At 74.3% G+C, this 16365-nt stretch carries 15 protein-coding genes; 10 read left to right on the top strand and 5 right to left on the bottom strand.

Features of this window, described 5'->3' with window-relative positions; all coding sequences use genetic code 11:
- Window positions 1-7: 7 nt before the first annotated feature.
- Entirely contained in the window at window positions 8-208 is a 201-nt protein-coding gene (locus ACFYM0_RS18090) for a hypothetical protein (protein WP_388502267.1), read from the bottom strand.
- Between the two features lie 21 nt (window positions 209-229).
- On the bottom strand, window positions 230-904 hold the full coding sequence (locus tag ACFYM0_RS18085; protein ID WP_388502264.1) for an AIM24 family protein: 675 nt from the start codon (window positions 902-904) through the stop codon (window positions 230-232).
- Between the two features lie 71 nt (window positions 905-975).
- Here ACFYM0_RS18085 and ACFYM0_RS18080 point away from each other — a divergent pair, with 71 nt between their 5' ends.
- The 5 genes from ACFYM0_RS18080 to ACFYM0_RS18060 all read left to right on the top strand — a co-directional run bounded on the left by ACFYM0_RS18080 (window position 976) and on the right by ACFYM0_RS18060 (window position 7039).
- Window positions 976-1725, top strand: a complete 750-nt coding sequence (locus tag ACFYM0_RS18080; protein ID WP_388502261.1) for an aminoacyl-tRNA hydrolase — start codon at window positions 976-978, stop codon at window positions 1723-1725.
- A 157-nt stretch (window positions 1726-1882) separates the two neighbouring features.
- Window positions 1883-3259, top strand: a complete 1377-nt coding sequence (locus ACFYM0_RS18075) for a DUF692 domain-containing protein (protein WP_388502258.1) — start codon at window positions 1883-1885, stop codon at window positions 3257-3259.
- Window positions 3256-4338 (top strand): TIGR04222 domain-containing membrane protein, encoded by a 1083-nt coding sequence (locus ACFYM0_RS18070; RefSeq protein WP_388502255.1) that lies wholly within the window; start codon window positions 3256-3258, stop codon window positions 4336-4338. Before ACFYM0_RS18075 ends, ACFYM0_RS18070 begins: the two co-directional genes overlap by 4 nt.
- An 84-nt stretch (window positions 4339-4422) precedes the next feature.
- Window positions 4423-5211, top strand: a complete 789-nt coding sequence (locus ACFYM0_RS18065; protein ID WP_388502253.1) for a TIGR04222 domain-containing membrane protein — start codon at window positions 4423-4425, stop codon at window positions 5209-5211.
- A gap of 82 nt (window positions 5212-5293) precedes the next feature.
- Window positions 5294-7039, top strand: coding sequence for an alpha/beta hydrolase (locus ACFYM0_RS18060; protein WP_388502250.1), 1746 nt, complete (start codon window positions 5294-5296; stop codon window positions 7037-7039).
- 105 nt (window positions 7040-7144) lie between these two features.
- Here the strand turns inward: ACFYM0_RS18060 and hemQ are convergent, their stop codons facing one another.
- Window positions 7145-7858: a hydrogen peroxide-dependent heme synthase gene (gene hemQ / locus ACFYM0_RS18055; RefSeq protein ID WP_243331434.1), complete on the bottom strand. Its 714-nt coding sequence runs from the start codon at window positions 7856-7858 to the stop codon at window positions 7145-7147.
- 4 nt (window positions 7859-7862) lie between these two features.
- Complete coding sequence (hemG, locus tag ACFYM0_RS18050; protein WP_388502247.1) at window positions 7863-9356, bottom strand: protoporphyrinogen oxidase; 1494 nt, start codon at window positions 9354-9356, stop codon at window positions 7863-7865.
- A 175-nt stretch (window positions 9357-9531) separates the two neighbouring features.
- On the opposite strand from hemG, the gene ACFYM0_RS18045 reads away from it, so the two are divergent.
- Both ACFYM0_RS18045 and ACFYM0_RS18040 read left to right on the top strand, forming a co-directional pair.
- Entirely contained in the window at window positions 9532-10569 is a 1038-nt protein-coding gene (locus ACFYM0_RS18045; RefSeq protein ID WP_388502244.1) for a DUF4349 domain-containing protein, read from the top strand.
- A 64-nt stretch (window positions 10570-10633) separates the two neighbouring features.
- Window positions 10634-12022 carry an FAD-dependent oxidoreductase gene (locus ACFYM0_RS18040; RefSeq protein WP_388502243.1) on the top strand — a complete coding sequence of 463 codons (1389 nt, stop codon included), beginning with the start codon at window positions 10634-10636 and terminating at the stop codon, window positions 12020-12022.
- A 113-nt stretch (window positions 12023-12135) separates the two neighbouring features.
- On the opposite strand, the gene hemE is transcribed toward ACFYM0_RS18040, so the two are convergent.
- Window positions 12136-13200, bottom strand: coding sequence for a uroporphyrinogen decarboxylase (hemE, locus tag ACFYM0_RS18035; protein WP_388502241.1), 1065 nt, complete (start codon window positions 13198-13200; stop codon window positions 12136-12138).
- A gap of 91 nt (window positions 13201-13291) precedes the next feature.
- On the opposite strand from hemE, the gene ACFYM0_RS18030 reads away from it, so the two are divergent.
- The 3 genes from ACFYM0_RS18030 to ACFYM0_RS18020 all read left to right on the top strand — a co-directional run bounded on the left by ACFYM0_RS18030 (window position 13292) and on the right by ACFYM0_RS18020 (window position 16352).
- Window positions 13292-13954: a DUF3000 domain-containing protein gene (locus tag ACFYM0_RS18030; protein WP_327255641.1), complete on the top strand. Its 663-nt coding sequence runs from the start codon at window positions 13292-13294 to the stop codon at window positions 13952-13954.
- A 288-nt stretch (window positions 13955-14242) separates the two neighbouring features.
- Window positions 14243-14905, top strand: coding sequence for a response regulator transcription factor (locus ACFYM0_RS18025; protein WP_214956508.1), 663 nt, complete (start codon window positions 14243-14245; stop codon window positions 14903-14905).
- A 133-nt stretch (window positions 14906-15038) separates the two neighbouring features.
- Window positions 15039-16352 carry an HRDC domain-containing protein gene (locus ACFYM0_RS18020; RefSeq protein WP_388502238.1) on the top strand — a complete coding sequence of 438 codons (1314 nt, stop codon included), beginning with the start codon at window positions 15039-15041 and terminating at the stop codon, window positions 16350-16352.
- Window positions 16353-16365: the final 13 nt, after the last annotated feature.

The following is a 16365-nucleotide window of genomic DNA, read 5'->3' as shown; positions in this document are numbered from 1 at the left end:
CACGGGCTCAGCCGGAGCAGGCCGTGCGCTGCGCGTCCTGCCACTCGCACACCGGGCAGAGCACGACGCCCGGTGTCGCGACCCCGTACTCGGTGGGCTTCCCGCACTCCACGCAGTCGGCGTAGGGCGGCCCGGCCACCCGCCCGGCGGGGGCCGCGGGGGCGGGGCAGTACGAGGTGTCGGGCGCGTGCCGCTCCGTCTGGTCCATGTGGACGAGCCTACTGCGCGGTCAGTGGGCGGCGGCCGGCTCGGTGGCCTCGCTCGGGCGGACGATGACGAAGCCCTCGCCGCTGAGCTTCAGCTGGACGGCCTCCCCGGAGCCGCCCCGGATCATCGAGCCGATGGACTGGGAGCGGTGCAGCGCCGCCTCCAGGCGGGCGCTCCAGCCGACCACCGCGTCGGTGTCCACGCAGACCGGGGCCTGCGGGGTGACCGGTATGACGATCGGGTTCCCGTCGCAGACGACGGCGAGCTTTCCGGTGCCGGTGAAGAGGCTGTTGAAGAGGCCGCCGCCGGCCATGCCGGCACCCTTGAGCATCTTGATCTCGTAGCCGAGGGTCGGGTCGAAGCACAGCACGTTGCGGCCGTTGACGGTGAGCGCGTCGCCGGGCTCGAACTCGATGACGAAGCAGTGGCCCGCCCGGTGCGCGAACCAGGCCTCGCCCTGCCCGCGTACGGACATCAGCGGGAGCCCCTCACCCGTGACGGCGCGCCTGAGCATGCGGCCGACGCCCTCCCCCTTGCGCTCGAACTGCAGGTTCCCCCGGAAGGCGACCATGGAACCCTGGCGGGCGAGCATCTCACCATCGACGGTGTACTTCACGGACTTGGCGTTCTGCAGGGTCATCCCGGGTACGGCGGACGCCTCGGCCAGGTTCCCGGACGCGAAAAGGTCACTCTTCATGCGGTCGATCCTCGTCCGTACCGGGCCCCTCGGGCATCAGCCTGAAGGCGGAGGCTGGCATCCTTGACCGGATGAGCACCGAGGACACGCGCCACGACACCCAGGTACCCGCAGTCGGATCCGACAGCCCCTTCCGGCAGGAGCGGATCGCCCGCGACGACGCACCGCAGTACGTCCTCCCGCTGGTGGTGCGGATCGAGAAGGCTGAGCCGCCGGCCCGGACCGACGCCCTGGAAACGGCCGCCCGCGCGGTGCTCGTCCTGCTCACCGACGAGCGGTCGGCCGGCGAGGGCGAGTGGGCGGCGGCGGTCCGGGACTGGCAGGACGCGCGGATCCGCAAGGTGGTGCGCAGGGCCCGCGGAGCGGAGTGGCGCAAGGCCGGGACCCTGCCGGGCCTCACGGTGCACGGCGCCGACTCGGAGGTACGGGTCTTCCCGCCGGTCCCGCTCGACGGCTGGCCCAAGGAGCTGGCCAAGCTCCAGGTGTCGGGCACCGACCTGGACGACCCGGAGCCGGTCGCTCCGGCCGAGGCCGGGCTGCCGGTCCTCTGGCTCAACCCCGCTCTGGACATGTCGGCCGGCAAGGCCATGGCCCAGGCCGGACACGCGGCGCAGCTCGCGTGGTGGGAGCTGACCGGCCCGGAGCGGTCCGCGTGGCGGGAGTCCGGCTTCCGGCTGGCCGTACGGACGGCCCCGCGCGAGCGGTGGACGGAGCTGTCCGGGAGCGGGCTGCCGGTGGTGCGGGACGCGGGGTTCACCGAGATCGCGCCCGGCTCGTGCACGGTGGTCGCGGACCATCCGGCGCTGCGGGCGCGGCTGTAGGGGTGTCTTGCCGGCCCGGCATCCGGAAGGCGGCCCGGAAAGACGGCCCGGGCCGGGAACCTCAAATGTTGCTCTGAACGTCCCCCTGGGCGGGTTGGCCCGGCTCCGTCGGGGTCATGACATCGGCACACGGACCGATGAGAGGGGGCGAGGGGACATGAAGCCCATGGCACACCTGGGGGTGGGCATCGGCTGGCGGCCGGAGATCGCGGGGGCGGTGGAAAGCCTCCCGGGCTTGGACTGGGTCGAGGTCGTGGCGGAGAACATCTGCCCCGGCCACCTGCCCGAGTCCCTGGATCGGCTGCTCGCCCGCGGGATCCGCGTGGTGCCGCACGGGGTCTCGCTGGGCATCGGCGGCGCCGACCGGCCGGACCCGGCGAAGCTGGCCGCGCTCGGGGAGCGGGCGGTGGCGCTGGGGGCTCCGCTGGTCACCGAGCACATCGCGTTCGTACGGACCTCCTCGGTCGCGCCGGGACCGGTGCTCGAAGCCGGTCACCTGCTGCCCGTGCCGCGGACCCGGGACGCGCTGGACGTGCTCTGCGAGAACGTGCGGATCGCGCAGGACGCGCTGCCGGTGCCGCTCGCGCTGGAGAACATCGCGGCGCTGGTGTCGTGGCCGGGGGAGGAACTCACCGAGGGGCAGTTCCTGACGGAGCTCGTCGAGCGGACCGGGGTGCGGCTGCTGATCGACGTGGCCAACCTGCACACCAACCGGGTCAACCGGGGGGAGGACCCGGTGGCCGTACTGGACGGGATTCCGCTGGAGGCGCTGGCGTACGTGCACGTCGCCGGGGGCGTGGAGCGGGGTGGGGTGTGGCACGACACGCACGCGCATCCCGTACCGGCGGCGGTGCTGGATGTTCTCGCGGAGCTCCGCTCCCGGGTTGAGCCGGCGGGGGTCCTGCTGGAGCGGGACGACGACTTCCCGCCTGACGCGGAGCTGGCGGGTGAGCTCGCCGCGATCCGGCGGGTGCTGGGCGGCCCCGCGGGAGCCGTCCCCGACCCGCCCTTCCCCCGTTCCCCGGGCGCTGCCCGGACACGCGCCGCGAACACCGGCGCGGCCGAGGTCGGCTCCGGCCCGGCCCGCGCCGCAAGCGATGGCGGGGCCGAGGTCGGCTCCGGGGATGCCGTGCGGACTCGGGTCGGGATCGGGCAGGCCGCGCTGTTGTCGGCGCTGGTGGCCGGGACGCCCGTGCCCGAGGGGTTCGACCGGCAGCGGGTGCGCGTACAGGCGCGGGCGCTCGCGGCCAAGCGGGCCGGGGTCGTCTCCAAGCTGGCGCCCGAGCTGCCCGGGATCCTGGGCGGGGAGGACGCGTACCGGGAGGCCTTCCTCGGCTACGCCCGGCACCGGCCCATGACCGCCGGATACCGGCGGGACGCGATGGACTTCGCCGAGCACCTGCTGGTCCGGAACCTGCCCGCCGACCCCGCCGCCCGGCGCCGGCTCACGCTCTGGTGGCGGGACCGGGCCGGAGCCAGGCCACCGGGCCGGGCCGTGCGCTGGGCCCGCGCCCTGGTGGGGAGGGCGGCATGAACTTCTTCGACCTCCTCGCCGTGGCCGTCTGGATCGGCGTCATCGTCTCCAGCGTCCTGCTCGTGCGCGGCCTGCGGCAGTCGCGGCCGCCCACCCTGCGGCCCGCTCCTCGCCTGCACGACCTGTCCGAGGCCGCCTTCATGGCCGGCGGGCCGGGCGCGGTGGTGGACGCCGCGCTCGTCTCGCTGCTCTGCGACGGCCGGATGCTGGTCGGCGGGCCCGGCATCGTCCAGGTACGGCCCGGGGTGCGGGGCGGCGACCCCGCCCAGCGGGCCGTGCTCCAGGCCTGCCAGGGCGCTCCGTCCGGGTGGCTGTACCAGATCCGCTACGCCGCCATGCGGGACCCGGCCGTACAGGAGACCGGCGACGGCCTGGCCGCCCGCGGACTGATCGCCACCCCCGGCGGGCGGCACCGCTGGCTGCGCCACGGGGTGATCCAGGCCGTGGTGTGCGGGGTGCTGCTGATCCTCTCGCTGCCGCTGTCCTTCGTCGCCTTCGTGCTCCAGGAGGGGGCCGGATCCGTCCGCGTGCCGTTCATCGCCGAGGTGCTGCCCGTCCTGCTGGGCGGAATCGTCGTGGGCACCGTCGGCGCCTCCCGCGCCCGGCAGCGGATCACCCCGGCGGGGGCCGCGGCGCTGCGCGCCATCCGTGCGCACTACGGGGCCGACCAGAGCCCGTACGTCCAGACCTCGCTGTTCGGGCTCCGGGGTCTGCGGGACCCTTACCTGCGCGAGCAGTTGGTTCCGGCGGCCCGCGGGACCCGGCTGGCGGCGGCCCAGTCGCGCGGGCATTCCGGCGGCTCGCGATCCTCCTGGGAGTCCGGGGCCTCGGACTCGGGAGCCTCGATGATCCCGGTCGTCTGGTGCGCGGGCTCCGACGGCGGCGGGTCCGGCGGGTCCGGCGGGTCGGGCTGCGGCTCCTCGGGGTCGGGGTGCGGGTCCTCCGGGAGCGGTTGCGGGGGCGGCGGATCCGGTGGTTCGAGCTGTTCCAGCGGATCGAGCGGATCGAGCTGCTCCAGCAGCTCCAGCGGTTCGAGTTGTAGCAGTTCGTCCAGTTCCAGCTGTGGCAGCAGTTCCTGACCGCCCATCACGGACCCGTCACGAGCTGCTCACACCTCGGCAGAGCCCTGTACCGGCCGCTTCCACATCTTGTAGAACTCGGACATGTTCTGGGTCCTGTTCCTCCTCCTGGCCTGGGCAGGGCTGCTGATCGCGTGCACCCGCCTCCTGAAGGCCGCCGCCGAACTGGCGGAGCCGTCCCCGCCGGGCACCGCCGCGCGCCATCACCACGACGAGCTGAACCTGTACGAGGCCGCCTACCTCGCCGGCGGGCCCGAGCGGGTGGCCGAGCTGACGCTGCTCTCGATGCAGCGCCAGCGGCGGCTGCTGCTCGCGTACACCGGCTGGGCGACGGTCGTCGACCCGGTGGGCCGCGATCCGCACGAGTGCTCGGTGCTCGGCGCGTTCGGGCCGGACGGGCAGGAGCCGGTGACCTCCATACGGGCGGTCGCGGCGCGGGATCCGGCCGTACGGGCCCTCGCGGACCGGCTCTCGAAAGCCGGGCTCGCGCTGCGCGAAGGGGCCCAGCAGGACGTCGGCGCGGGGATCCGGTCGGTCCGGCGGGCCACCGTGCTGGTCCTCGGCATGCTGGTGGCCGCGCTGTGCGTACCCGATCCGGGGACCACGACCACGATGATCCTGTGCTGGTTCGCGCTCCCGCTGATCCTCGCGCTGGGCTGCCTGGCCATAGCCCGCGTCGAGGGGCACGCCCATTCCGGGTGGGCCTCCCCCGCCGGCCGGCGGCTCCTCGTGGAGCTGGGCCGGGAACGGGGTGTGCGGGGCTCGCTCACCGCGGTGGCGCTGCGGGGGCTGCGCGCGGTCACCGATCCCGAGCTGCGGGCGGCGCTCACGTACGGCAAGCGGGGCCGGATTCCGCGGCAACGGGGGCATTGAGCGCGACACCGGCCGGTGGTCCTGTACAGGGGGCCACCCGCCGGATCTCATCGGAGGGTCCGATGAGACGAGAGGCCCTGCCATGCGCATGCCCCGGGTGCCCGCCACGGTCGCGCTGGCCGTCCTGACACTGGCAGCCCTCCTGCCGACGGCCTCCGGCGCCGAGGCCGCTCCCCCCGGCCCGTCGCCGTCGGCGCCCCCCGGCCTCGCCTCCGCCCGGGCGGCCGCCGAGACCGCCGGGGCCGAACTCGTGGCCCGGCGAGCCGCGGCCGCCGCGCGCGCGGGGCTCGCGGGCCCGGGAGGGGCAGCGCGGCCGGGCCGTCAGGGTGCCGGTGACGGAGTGGAGTTCGGGCCGTGTCCCGTCGCCGAGGGGCTCGGGCCGGACGTGCGGTGCGGCACGCTCCGGGTGCCCGTCGACTACGCCCGGCCCTTCGGGGAGCGGACCGAGATCCTCGTCAGCCGGGTCGCCGCCTCCGGCGCGGGCGGGGCCCGGCGGCAGGGGGCGCTCGTGTACAACCCCGGCGGGCCGGGCGGGAACGGCCTCTTCTTCCCGCTCGTCGCCGGTCTGCCCGAGTGGCGCCGCGTCGGGGCCGCCTACGACCTCGTCGGCTACGCCCCGCGCGGGGTGGGCCGATCGGGGCACGCGCTGTCCTGCCAGGACCCGGCGCGGTACGCCCAGGCTCCGGCCGAGGCCGTCGGCGCCCGGCCGGACGCCGCCGCCAAGGAGGCCGGGGTCGCCGCCGCGCGGGCCTACGCCCGTGGTTGCGCGGAGCGGGCCGGGGCGGCCCTGGGCTCGTACACGACCCTGAACAACGTCCGTGACCTGCACGTGCTGCGCGCGGCGCTCGGCGAGAGCCGGCTGACCTTCATGGGGGCCTCGTACGGCACCTACCTGGGTGCGGTGTACGCCACCCTCTACCCCGGCCATGTCCGCCGGATGGTCTTCGACTCGGCGGTCGACCCCGACCCCCGCAAGGTCTGGTACCGCAACAACCTCGCCCAGGCCCCCGGCTTCGAGCGCCGCTGGGCCGACTTCCGCATCTGGGCGGCCCGCCACCACGCCGCGTACGGGCTCGGCTCCACCGCCGAAGCGGTCCAGGCGAGTTACGACCGGGTGCGGGCGGCGCTCGCCCGTGAACCGGCGGGCGGGGTGGTCGGCACCGGGCAGCTGCACTCCGCGTACTTGCGGACCGCGTACTACGACGAGGTCTGGCCGGGCCGCGCGGCGGCCCTGGCGGCGTTCCTGCGGGGCGACCCGCACCCGCTCGTCTCGCTCGCCGCCCCGGATCCGGCGGCGGCCGCCGAGGGCGAGAACGCGACGGCCGTCTACACGGCGACCCTGTGCAACGACGCCCCGTGGCCCGGCGACTGGGAGACCTGGGACCGCGACAACACCGAACTGGCCCGCACGGCCCCCTTCGAGACCTGGGCCAACGCCTTCCTGAACCTGCCGTGCGCCTTCTGGCCGGTGCGCGAACGGCAGCGGCCGGTGGACGTCGGGCCGCGGCCGGGAGCCCCGCTGCCCAGCACGCTGATCGTGGCGGCCGAGCGGGACGGCGCCACCCCGTACGGGGGCGCCCTGGAGCTCCAGCGGCGGCTCGGGCCGCGGGCCGGGCTGGTGACGGAGGCGGGGGCCGGAACCCACGGAGTGGTCGGCGGACGCAATGCCTGCGTGGACGCTCACGTGGAGCGGTACTTGCTGACAGGTGACACCTCGGGGTGGCGTGTCACGTGTGCGCCGCATCCGGAGCCCGCACCGGTGTCGCTGGACGACCGGGCAGCGGCCGCCCCGGGGCACCCCAGGGCACTGCTGCCGCCAGTCGTCTGAACTTCCGGGCGGGATCTCCGGCTGCGTCGATTCGGGGGCAGGGCCTCCCGATCCCCGGAGGGCGCCGGTCAGCGGTCCTCCGGTCCTTCCCCCCAGGGGAGGTCTCTAGGCGAGTCCGGCCACCAGATCGGCGACGGACTTGCGGCGCCCGGTGTAGAAGGGCACCTCTTCGCGGACGTGCATGCGGGCCTCGGAGGCGCGCAGGTGACGCATGAGGTCGACGATGCGGTACAGCTCGTCGGCCTCGAAGGCCAGCAGCCACTCGTAGTCGCCGAGCGAGAAGGAGGCCACCGTGTTGGCGCGCACGTCGGGGTAGCCGCGGGCCATCATGCCGTGGTCCTTGAGCATGCGGCGGCGGTCCTCGTCGGGCAGCAGGTACCAGTCGTAGCTGCGCACGAAGGGGTAGACGCTGACGTAGTCGCGCGGCGTCTCGTCGGCCAGGAAGGCCGGGATGTGGGACTTGTTGAACTCGGCCGGGCGGTGCAGGGCCATGTTCGACCAGACCGGCTCCAGCGCGCGGCCCAGCTTGGTGCGGCGGAACAGGTTGTACGCGGTCTGCAGCTCGTCGGAGGTCTCCGCGTGCCACCAGATCATGATGTCCGCGTCGGCGCGCAGGCCGGAGACGTCATAGGTGCCGCGGACGGTGATGTCCTTGGCGGCCAGCTGGTCGAACAGCTCCTGGACCTCGTCGGCGAAGCCGGCGCGGTTCTCGGGGAGCACGTCCTTCAGCTTGAAGACGGACCACAGGGTGTAGCGGATGACCTCGTTGAGGTCCTTCGCCTTCTTCCCCGCGTTGGGAATCTTCTCTGGTGCAGTCATGTGTCTATTGTCCCGTGTGCTGATCAGTGGTCGGTGCCAGGGGTGCCCCAGCGGCGCCCAACGTGGCGATCACCACGTCGGCGGCCTTGCCCGCGCTCGCGATGCAGGCCGGGATGCCGACCCCGTCGTACACGGCTCCGCACACCGCGAGGCCCGGCAGGGCCGCGACGGCGGAGCGGATCCGGGCCACCCGGCCGAGGTGGCCGACGGGGTACTGGGGCAGGCCGCCGTCCCAGCGGGTGACGGTGGAGGCCACCGGGCGGACGGTGGGCGCGAGGCCCACGGCCTGGCCGAGGTCGGCGAGGGAGACCTCGACCAGTTCCCCGTCGGAGCGCTTCAGGTCGCCCTCGTCGCCGTGGCGGCCGACGGAGGTGCGCAGCAGGAAGAGGTCGGGATCGGTCCCGGCCCAGGCCCACTTGTTGCTGGAGAAGGTCGAGGCCTTGATCGTCCGGCCGTCCACGGGCGGTACGAGGAACCCGCTCGCGCCGCCGTCGGCGATCCCCGCGGGCAGGTCGGAGCGGCGCAGGGCCATCGTGACCAGGGCCATGGAGGCGTACTCGACCCCGCGCAGCTCGGTGGCGGCCAGGGGTGCGATCCCGTCGAGCAGGCGGGCGGCGGGTCCGGCCTGGACGGCCACGACCACCCCGTCGGCCTCGATGGCCTCGGCGCCGCCCGGTGCGTCGGCGAGCACGCGCCAGCCGGTGGCGGTACGGGTGAGCTCGCGCGCGGGGGTGTCGAGGAGGATCCGGGCGCCGGCCGCCCGGCAGGCTTCGGCGACGGCGAGCGGGAGCCTGCCGATGCCGCCGTCGATGCCGGAGAAGACGGGACCGGTCTGCCCCGCGCGGGCGGCCCGGGCCTGCAGGTCCCGTACGCCCTCGCCGAGGGAGGCGTGGCTGCGGGCGGCCTCGAAGAGCTGGGGGACGGCGGCGCGCATCGAGATGCGGTAGGCGTTGCCGGCGTAGACCCCGCCGAGGAGGGGTTCCACGAGCCGGTCGACGACCTCGTGGCCCAGCCGGGCGGCGACGTACTCGCCGAGGGCCACGTCCTCGCCGATCTCCTCCGGTGCCAGCGCGTGTTCGGCTCCGGCCCGGGCCAGGCCCTCGGCGGAGAGCACTCCGGACGCCGCGAGCGGGCCCAGGTCGCCGGGCACGCCCATGACGTGACCGCCCGGCAGGGGGCGCAGCACGCCGCGGGTCCAGAGGCGGGCGGTGGCGGTGGCGGGTGGCTGCAGGGCCTCGCCGAGGCCCACCGCGCGGGCCAGTTCGAGCGCTTCGGGGCGGCGGGCGAGTACGGATTCGGCCCCGAGGTCCACGCGCAGGCCGGCCAGTTCGCCCGAGCGCAGCTTGCCGCCGAGGCGCGGGCCGGCTTCCAGGAGGGTGACGCGAAGGCCCTCGGCGAGCAGCCGGTGGGCCGCCGCGAGGCCCGCGATCCCGCCGCCGATGACGACGACGTGACCGGCGGGGGCCGGCCGGTCCGTACGCGTGTCCGCTTCGTGCATGGACACATCGTCTCAGACCCCTCATCGGGCGGTCGCCGAGGCCTGACCGTGACCGCTTCGGGATCACCTCGGAACCGTGCGTACGAAACCCGGGGCGGGACCCGGTACGTCAGAACGTCGAGGCACGGACAGATGCGCGTCCGACGATGCGGACACCTACCAGGGGGACCCAACGATGCAGACCCAGCACAGACGTTACGGCCGGTACGGACGGCGCTCGGCGACGGCTCTGGCAGCGCTCTCCCTGACCGGGGCGCTCGTCCTCACGGGCTGCGCCTCCGGCGGTGACGAAAAGGCGAGCAAGGCGGACGCGGCGTCCACCCAGCAGCGGGAGGCCGTCGGGGAGGGAGGGGCGGCCGCGGCCGCGTCGGGCGCGCCGGCCCCGGACGCCGACAAGAGCCGGCCGCAGGCTCCCGCCGTCCGCACGCAGATCATCCGCACGGCGACGCTCGGCGTGGAGACGGCCGACGTCCAGAAGGCGACGGCCGGTGCCCGGACGGCGGCGGAGAACGCGGGCGGGTACGTCGGCAACGAGGGCACCACGCGCGCACCCGACGGGTCGATGACCTCGACGGTGACCCTGCGGGTGCCGGGCGAGCGCTTCGACGCGGTGCTGGCCGCGATGGAGGGCGCGGGGAAGCTGCTGGAGCGCAAGGTCGAGGCGCAGGACGTGACGCAGAAGGTCGCGGACGTCGACAGCCGGGTCAAGTCCCAGCAGGCGAGCGTGGTGCGGGTGCGCGAGATGATGGAGAAGGCCTCGGGGCTCACCGAGGTGGTCACGCTGGAGGCCGAACTCAGCAAGCGCCAGGCCGATCTGGAGTCGCTGCTCGCCCAGCAGACGGCGCTGAAGGACCAGACCTCGCTCGGCACGATCACGCTGACGTTCTCGGAACCGGGGAAGCAGCCCGTCAAGGAGAAGGAGAAGCCGGATCCGGGCTTCTCCGACGCCCTGATCGGCGGCTGGAAGGTCTTCGCCGCGGCGGTCCTGTACCTGCTGATGGCGCTCGCCGCAGCCTCGCCGTTCCTGCTCAGCGGCGCGTTCCTGCTGCTCGGTTTCCGGCAGTACCGCAAGTGGCGGCCGGCGAAGCAGAAGCCCGGCCCCGCGGCGCGTCGCCTTCCCGCACAGAGCGGGCCGGTGTGGCCGGGGCACACGGCCGCCGCCCCGGCGGATCCGGCGCAGCCGGACGCGACCCCGCCGGCGGTCCGGGACTGACCGCCCGTGCGCACGTAGCGTGGGGCCCGCAGGCACAGGCGGCGGGGAAGGACGGTACGGGCGCATGGGGAACGGCACGGAACGACTGGTGGTGGTCGGCGGTGACGCGGCGGGGATGTCCGCCGCGTCACAGGCCCGGCGGCTCAAGGGTCCGGCGGAGCTGGAGATCACCGCCTTCGAGCGCGGGCACTTCACCTCGTACTCGGCGTGCGGGATCCCGTACTGGATCGGCGGCCTGGTCGGCGGCCGGGACGAGCTGATCGCCCGGACGCCCGAGGAGCACCGCGCGCGGGGCATCGACCTGCGGACGCGGACGGAGGTCGTGGAGCTGGACCTGGCGGGACAGCGGGTGCGCGCGCGGGATCTGGAGTCGGGCGCCGAGTACTGGACGGGGTACGACAAGCTCGTCCTCGCCACCGGCGCCCGGCCCGTCCGCCCGCGGCTGCCCGGCATCGGCGCGCACGGGGTGCACGGGGTGCAGACGCTGGACGACGGGCAGCGGCTGATGGCGGACCTGGAACGGACGGCGGGCCGCCGGGCGGTGGTCGTGGGCGCCGGCTACATCGGCGTGGAGATGGCGGAGGCCCTGATCGGGCGGGGCTTCGAGGTCACCGTGCTGCACCGGGGCGAGCAGCCGATGTCCACGCTGGACCCGGACATGGGCGGCCTCGTCCACAGCGCGATGAACGCGATGGGCATCCGTACGGTCGCGGGCGCCGAGGTGACGGAGATCCTCACCGACGGGGAGGGCCGGGCACGCGCGGTGGCCACGGCGGCCGGGGAGGAGTACCCGGCGGACGTGGTCGTCCTGGGCATCGGCGTCGAGCCGCGCACGGCCCTGGCCCGCGCGGCGGGCCTGCCGCTGGGCGAGTCGGGCGGGCTGCTGACCGACCTGTCCATGCGGGTCCGCGGCCACGGGAACATCTGGTCGGGCGGCGACTGCGTGGAGGTCCTGGACCTGGTGGCGGGCCGGATGCGGCACATCCCGCTGGGCACGCACGCGAACAAGCACGGCCAGGTCATCGGCTCGGGCGTGGGCGGCGGCTACGCGACCTTCCCGGGCGTGGTCGGCACGGCCGTGAGCAAGGTCTGTGACCTGGAGATCGCCCGTACGGGCCTGCGCGAGCGGGACGCGCTGGCCGTCGGGCTCCGCTTCGTCACGGCGACGATCAGCTCGACGAACACGGCGGGCTACTACCCGGGGGCGGCGGAGATGACGGTGAAAATGCTGGCGGAACGCCGCACGGGCCGCCTCCTCGGCGTCCAGATCGTCGGCGGCGCGGGCTCCGCGAAGCGGGTGGACATCGCCGCGGTGGCCCTGACGGCCGGCATGACGGTGGAGCAGGTGGTGTCCCTGGACCTGGGCTACGCCCCGCCGTTCTCCCCCGTGTGGGACCCGGTCCTGGTGGCCGCGCGCAAGGCGGTGTCCGCGGTGCGGGGGGCGGGGGCCTAGGTCGGGCCGCTTCCCGGGGTTCCGCCCCGGGCCCCGCGCCCCACACGCCGGCTGAGGCTGGAATCGCCCGTCGGGCAATCCAGCCTCAGCCACGCCGCGGCACCCCGCAGGGTCTAGCGCTGCGTCTGCGTGTGGACGTAGTCCACCAGGCGGGTCAGGGCGTCCGGGTTCGTCGTCGGGAGGACGCCGTGGCCCAGGTTGAAGATGTGGCCTTCCAGGCCCGCCGCGGCGTCCAGGACCTCGCGGGTCTTGGTCTCCACCGCCTCGGTGGTGGAGAAGAGGACCGCGGGGTCCAGGTTGCCCTGGAGCGCCTTGCCGGGGCCGACCCGGTGCACGGCGTCCTTCAGGGAGACCCGGTAGTCGACGCCCATGACGTCGGCGCCGGCCTCGCCCATGAGGCCGAGCAGCTCGCCCGTGCCCACGCCGAAGTGGATGCGCGGGACCCCGTACGAGGCGACGGACTCCAGGACCTTCGCGGAGGCGGGCATCACCGAGCGGCGGTAGTCCGCGGGGGCGAGCGCGCCGACCCAGGAGTCGAAGAGCTGGATCGCGGAGGCGCCGGCCTCGATCTGGACCTTCAGGAAGGCGGAGGTGATCTCGGCGAGGCGGTCCAGCAGGTCGGCCCAGAGCTCGGGGTCCCCGTACATGAGGGCCTTGGTGTGCTCGTGGTTCTTGGAGGGGCCGCCCTCGACCAGGTAGCTCGCGAGGGTGAAAGGCGCGCCGGCGAAGCCGATCAACGGCGTGGAGCCCAGTTCACTCGTGAGCATGCCGATCGCCTCGGTGACGTACGAGACGTCCTCCGGGGTGAGGTCGCGCAGCTGTGCGAGGTCCTCGCGGCGGCGGATCGGCTGGGCGACGACCGGGCCGACGCCCGGCTTGATGTCCAGGTCGATGCCGATGGCCTTCAGCGGGACCACGATGTCGGAGAAGAAGATGGCCGCGTCCACGTTGTGGCGCCGGACCGGCTGCAGGGTGATCTCGGTGACCAGGTCGGGCCGCATGCAGGATTCCAGCATCTGCGTGCCCTCGCGCACCTTGCGGTACTCCGGGAGGGAGCGCCCCGCCTGCCGCATGAACCACACGGGGGTGTGCGGCACCGGCTCGCGCCGGCACGCCTTCAGGAAGGCGGAATCGTACGTCTGGCTCGGCGTGCCCGTGGGGCGGGTGTTGGCGCTCACGACTCAAATCTTCGCACGTATGAAGAAGTGCCCGGCCCGGCGCGGGTGTCCCTGCGCCGTACGAGCGCTCGTTCCGCCTAGTCTTCCCCGCATGGCTGCGGCTCAGGGACGATTTTCAGATGGCGCTGACGGTACGGACAGCGCGAAGGACAGCTCCGTCCCACTCCCGTTCCGGCGGGCGGTCGACGGCTTGAAGAAGGCGAGGCTGCGGCAGGGGATCGAGATCGACCCCACCAAACCGCCACAGAGGCTGGCACCCCACGCGTACGCGCTGGAAGCGGCGGTCGTGGACGGTGACGAGGACCTGGCCGACGGCCGGCTCATCCTCTTGCACGACCCGGCCGGGCACGACGCGTGGCAGGGCACCTTCCGGCTGGTGACGCTCGTACGGGCGGAACTGGAGCCGGAGATGGCCGTGGACCCGCTCCTCCCGGAGGTGTGCTGGTCCTGGCTGACGGGGGCGCTGGACGCGCGCGGGCTGACGTACGGGGAGGCGAGCGGGACCGTGACCATGGCCGCCTCGCACTACTTCGGCGGGCTCGGAGAGCGGCGGCCGGCGACACAGATCGAGATCAGGGCCTCGTGGACGCCGCGCGAGGGGGTGGGCGGCGTGCCGGACACCTCCGCACACCTGTCGGCCTGGTGCGAACTGCTGTGCCAGATCGCGGGGCTGCCGCCGGTCGGGCCGACCGAGACGGTGACCGGCGTGGTCTCGCTGCCCCAGCGCCGCGGTCCGCATCACCCTCAGGGGTAGTTCCGCGAGGCCGGGACCCCTGCCGGCGCCTGCCGACCCATGCCGGTTCCCCTCGCCCCGGGCCCCGACACGGGGGCCGGATGTCGTTACAGGGCGCCCGTTGCGGGCTTCTGATCACCCTATGATCGATCGTGCGTCCGAATTGCCCGAATTGTTACTCACCAAATCGTGATCATTCCCTAAAGCCGGGCGGGTGACGTGCCGAAGGAGTCATAGACCATCCGCACGGTTCGCACCGGCTTCCTTCCCCGAGCCGGCCGTCCCGCCACTCCCCCCCAGGAGGCCTAGGTGTCCGTTCTTCTCGAGCAGCCCGCAAGCCTGGTCGCCTACCGCCCGAACAAGCCGACGGCCATGGTCGTCGTGGCCGACCCGCGCGTGCGTTCCACCGTGACCCGCCATTTGTGGGCCCTCGGAGTTCGCGACGTGATCGAGGCTTCGTCCATCGCGGAGGCCCGTCCACGCATCGGCAGCCCGCGCGACATCTGCGTGGCCGACGTACACCTGCCCGACGGTTCCGGTCTCACCCTGCTCTCCGAGACCCGCGCCGCCGGTTGGCCGAACGGCCTGGCCCTGTCCGCCGCCGACGACATCGGCGCCGTACGCAACGCCCTCGCGGGCGGAGTGAAGGGCTACGTCGTCACCGGCACCCGGACCAACATCGGGCTCCCGTCCCGGCCCGGCGCCGCCCCCATCGGCGCCGCCGCGGCCCGTATGCACCGCCGCCCCCCGGGTGCCCCGAGCCACCCGGGCGGCTACCGAGAGCTCTCCGGCCGCGAGGTCGAGGTCCTGCGCCTCGTCGCGGAGGGCCAGTCCAACAAGGCCATCGGCGTTTCGATGGGCCTGTCCGCCCTGACCGTCAAGTCCCACCTCGCACGGATCGCCCGCAAGCTGGGCACCGGCGACCGGGCCGGGATGGTCGCCGTCGCCCTGCGGACCGGGATCATCCACTGACCCGGCCGATATCCCCCGAAAGACGCCGGGAGAACTCCCGGACAACCCGGGGAAACGTCCGTCCTCCCCCCTCGCGCCCGTCGCCGGAACGTTCCGGCGACGGGCGCGTCGCATCCACGGATACCCTTGACCGGTGACCGACGCCCAAGAAACCGCAGCAGGCCTGCGCACCACCACCGGGGGCGGCCCCCCGGACGACGAGGTTTCGTCCGACGGGCTGCCGATTCCCTTGCTAGAACCCCGTGAGGGCATCCCCCCGGTGGTCGCCGACGCCGCCGCGCTCGCCGAGGTGGTCGCGGCCTTCGCCGCGGGCACCGGCCCCGTCGCCGTGGACGCCGAGCGCGCCTCCGGCTACCGCTACGGCCAGCGCGCCTACCTCGTACAGCTGCGCCGCGAGGGTGCGGGCTCCGCACTGATCGACCCGGTGGGCTGCCCCGACCTCTCCTCCCTCGGCGAGGCCCTGTCCGGCACCGAGTGGATCCTGCACGCCGCCACCCAGGACCTTCCGTGCCTGCGCGAAATAGGCATGGCGCCCACCTCCCTCTTCGACACCGAGCTGGCCGGCCGCCTCGCCGGCTTCCCGCGGGTCGGACTCGGCGCGATGGTCGAGGGGGTCCTCGGCTACGTGCTGGAGAAGGGCCACTCGGCCGTCGACTGGTCCACGCGTCCGCTCCCCGAGCCGTGGCTGCGCTACGCCGCGCTCGACGTGGAGCTGCTCGTGGACCTGAGGGACGCGCTGGAGAAGGAGCTGGACCGGCAGGGCAAGCTGGAATGGGCCCACCAGGAGTTCGACGCCATCGCCGCCGCACCGCCCGCGCCGCCCCGCAAGGACCCGTGGCGCCGGACGTCCGGCATGCACAAGGTGCGCCGGCGCCGGCAGATGGCCGTCGTACGGGAGCTGTGGGAGTCCCGGGACCGGATCGCGCAGCGACGTGACGTGTCACCGGGCAAGGTGCTGGGTGACGCCGCGATCGTCGAGGCCGCGCTCGCCATGCCGCTGAACGTGCAGGCCCTCTCCGCCCTGCCCGGCTACGGGCAGCGCATGGGCCGGCGCCAGCTGGACCAGTGGATGGCCGCAGTGGACCGGGCGAAGGCCCTGCCCGAGGCCGAGCTGCCGCTGCCGGGGGCGACCCCGGCGGGTCCGCCGCCGCCGCGCTCCTGGGCGGACAAGGACCCGGCGGCCGCGGCGCGGCTGGCCGCGGCCCGGACGGCCGTGTCGGCGCTGGCGGAGGGGCTGAACCTGCCGCAGGAGAACCTGATCACCCCCGACACGGTCCGCCGGCTGTGCTGGGAGCCGCCCGAGCGCCTGGAGGCCGACGCGGTGGCCGAGGCCCTGGCGGGCTACGGCGCCCGCCCGTGGCAGGTCGAACAGGTGACGGACGCCCTGGTCACGGCCCTGGCCGCGACCCCGCCCGTGATCGCGGCCGCACCCGAGACCGACGACTGACGCGCCCGCTCCA

The organism is Streptomyces sp. NPDC006487, assembly GCF_042870555.1.
GTDB lineage: Bacteria > Actinomycetota > Actinomycetes > Streptomycetales > Streptomycetaceae > Streptomyces.
Note: the sequence above shows the minus strand (reverse complement) of the source record. Positions and strands in the feature narration are given on the sequence as shown.

Coding starts and splice junctions, on each gene's coding strand:
- ACFYM0_RS18090 (WP_388502267.1), bottom strand. CDS start 208: ATGGACCAGACGGAGCGGCACGCGCCCGACACCTCGTACTGCCCCGCC.
- ACFYM0_RS18085 (WP_388502264.1), bottom strand. CDS start 904: ATGAAGAGTGACCTTTTCGCGTCCGGGAACCTGGCCGAGGCGTCCGCC.
- ACFYM0_RS18080 (WP_388502261.1), top strand. CDS start 976: ATGAGCACCGAGGACACGCGCCACGACACCCAGGTACCCGCAGTCGGA.
- ACFYM0_RS18075 (WP_388502258.1), top strand. CDS start 1,883: ATGAAGCCCATGGCACACCTGGGGGTGGGCATCGGCTGGCGGCCGGAG.
- ACFYM0_RS18070 (WP_388502255.1), top strand. CDS start 3,256: ATGAACTTCTTCGACCTCCTCGCCGTGGCCGTCTGGATCGGCGTCATC.
- ACFYM0_RS18065 (WP_388502253.1), top strand. CDS start 4,423: ATGTTCTGGGTCCTGTTCCTCCTCCTGGCCTGGGCAGGGCTGCTGATC.
- ACFYM0_RS18060 (WP_388502250.1), top strand. CDS start 5,294: ATGCGCATGCCCCGGGTGCCCGCCACGGTCGCGCTGGCCGTCCTGACA.
- hemQ (WP_243331434.1), bottom strand. CDS start 7,858: ATGACTGCACCAGAGAAGATTCCCAACGCGGGGAAGAAGGCGAAGGAC.
- hemG (WP_388502247.1), bottom strand. CDS start 9,356: ATGCACGAAGCGGACACGCGTACGGACCGGCCGGCCCCCGCCGGTCAC.
- ACFYM0_RS18045 (WP_388502244.1), top strand. CDS start 9,532: ATGCAGACCCAGCACAGACGTTACGGCCGGTACGGACGGCGCTCGGCG.
- ACFYM0_RS18040 (WP_388502243.1), top strand. CDS start 10,634: ATGGGGAACGGCACGGAACGACTGGTGGTGGTCGGCGGTGACGCGGCG.
- ACFYM0_RS18030 (WP_327255641.1), top strand. CDS start 13,292: ATGGCTGCGGCTCAGGGACGATTTTCAGATGGCGCTGACGGTACGGAC.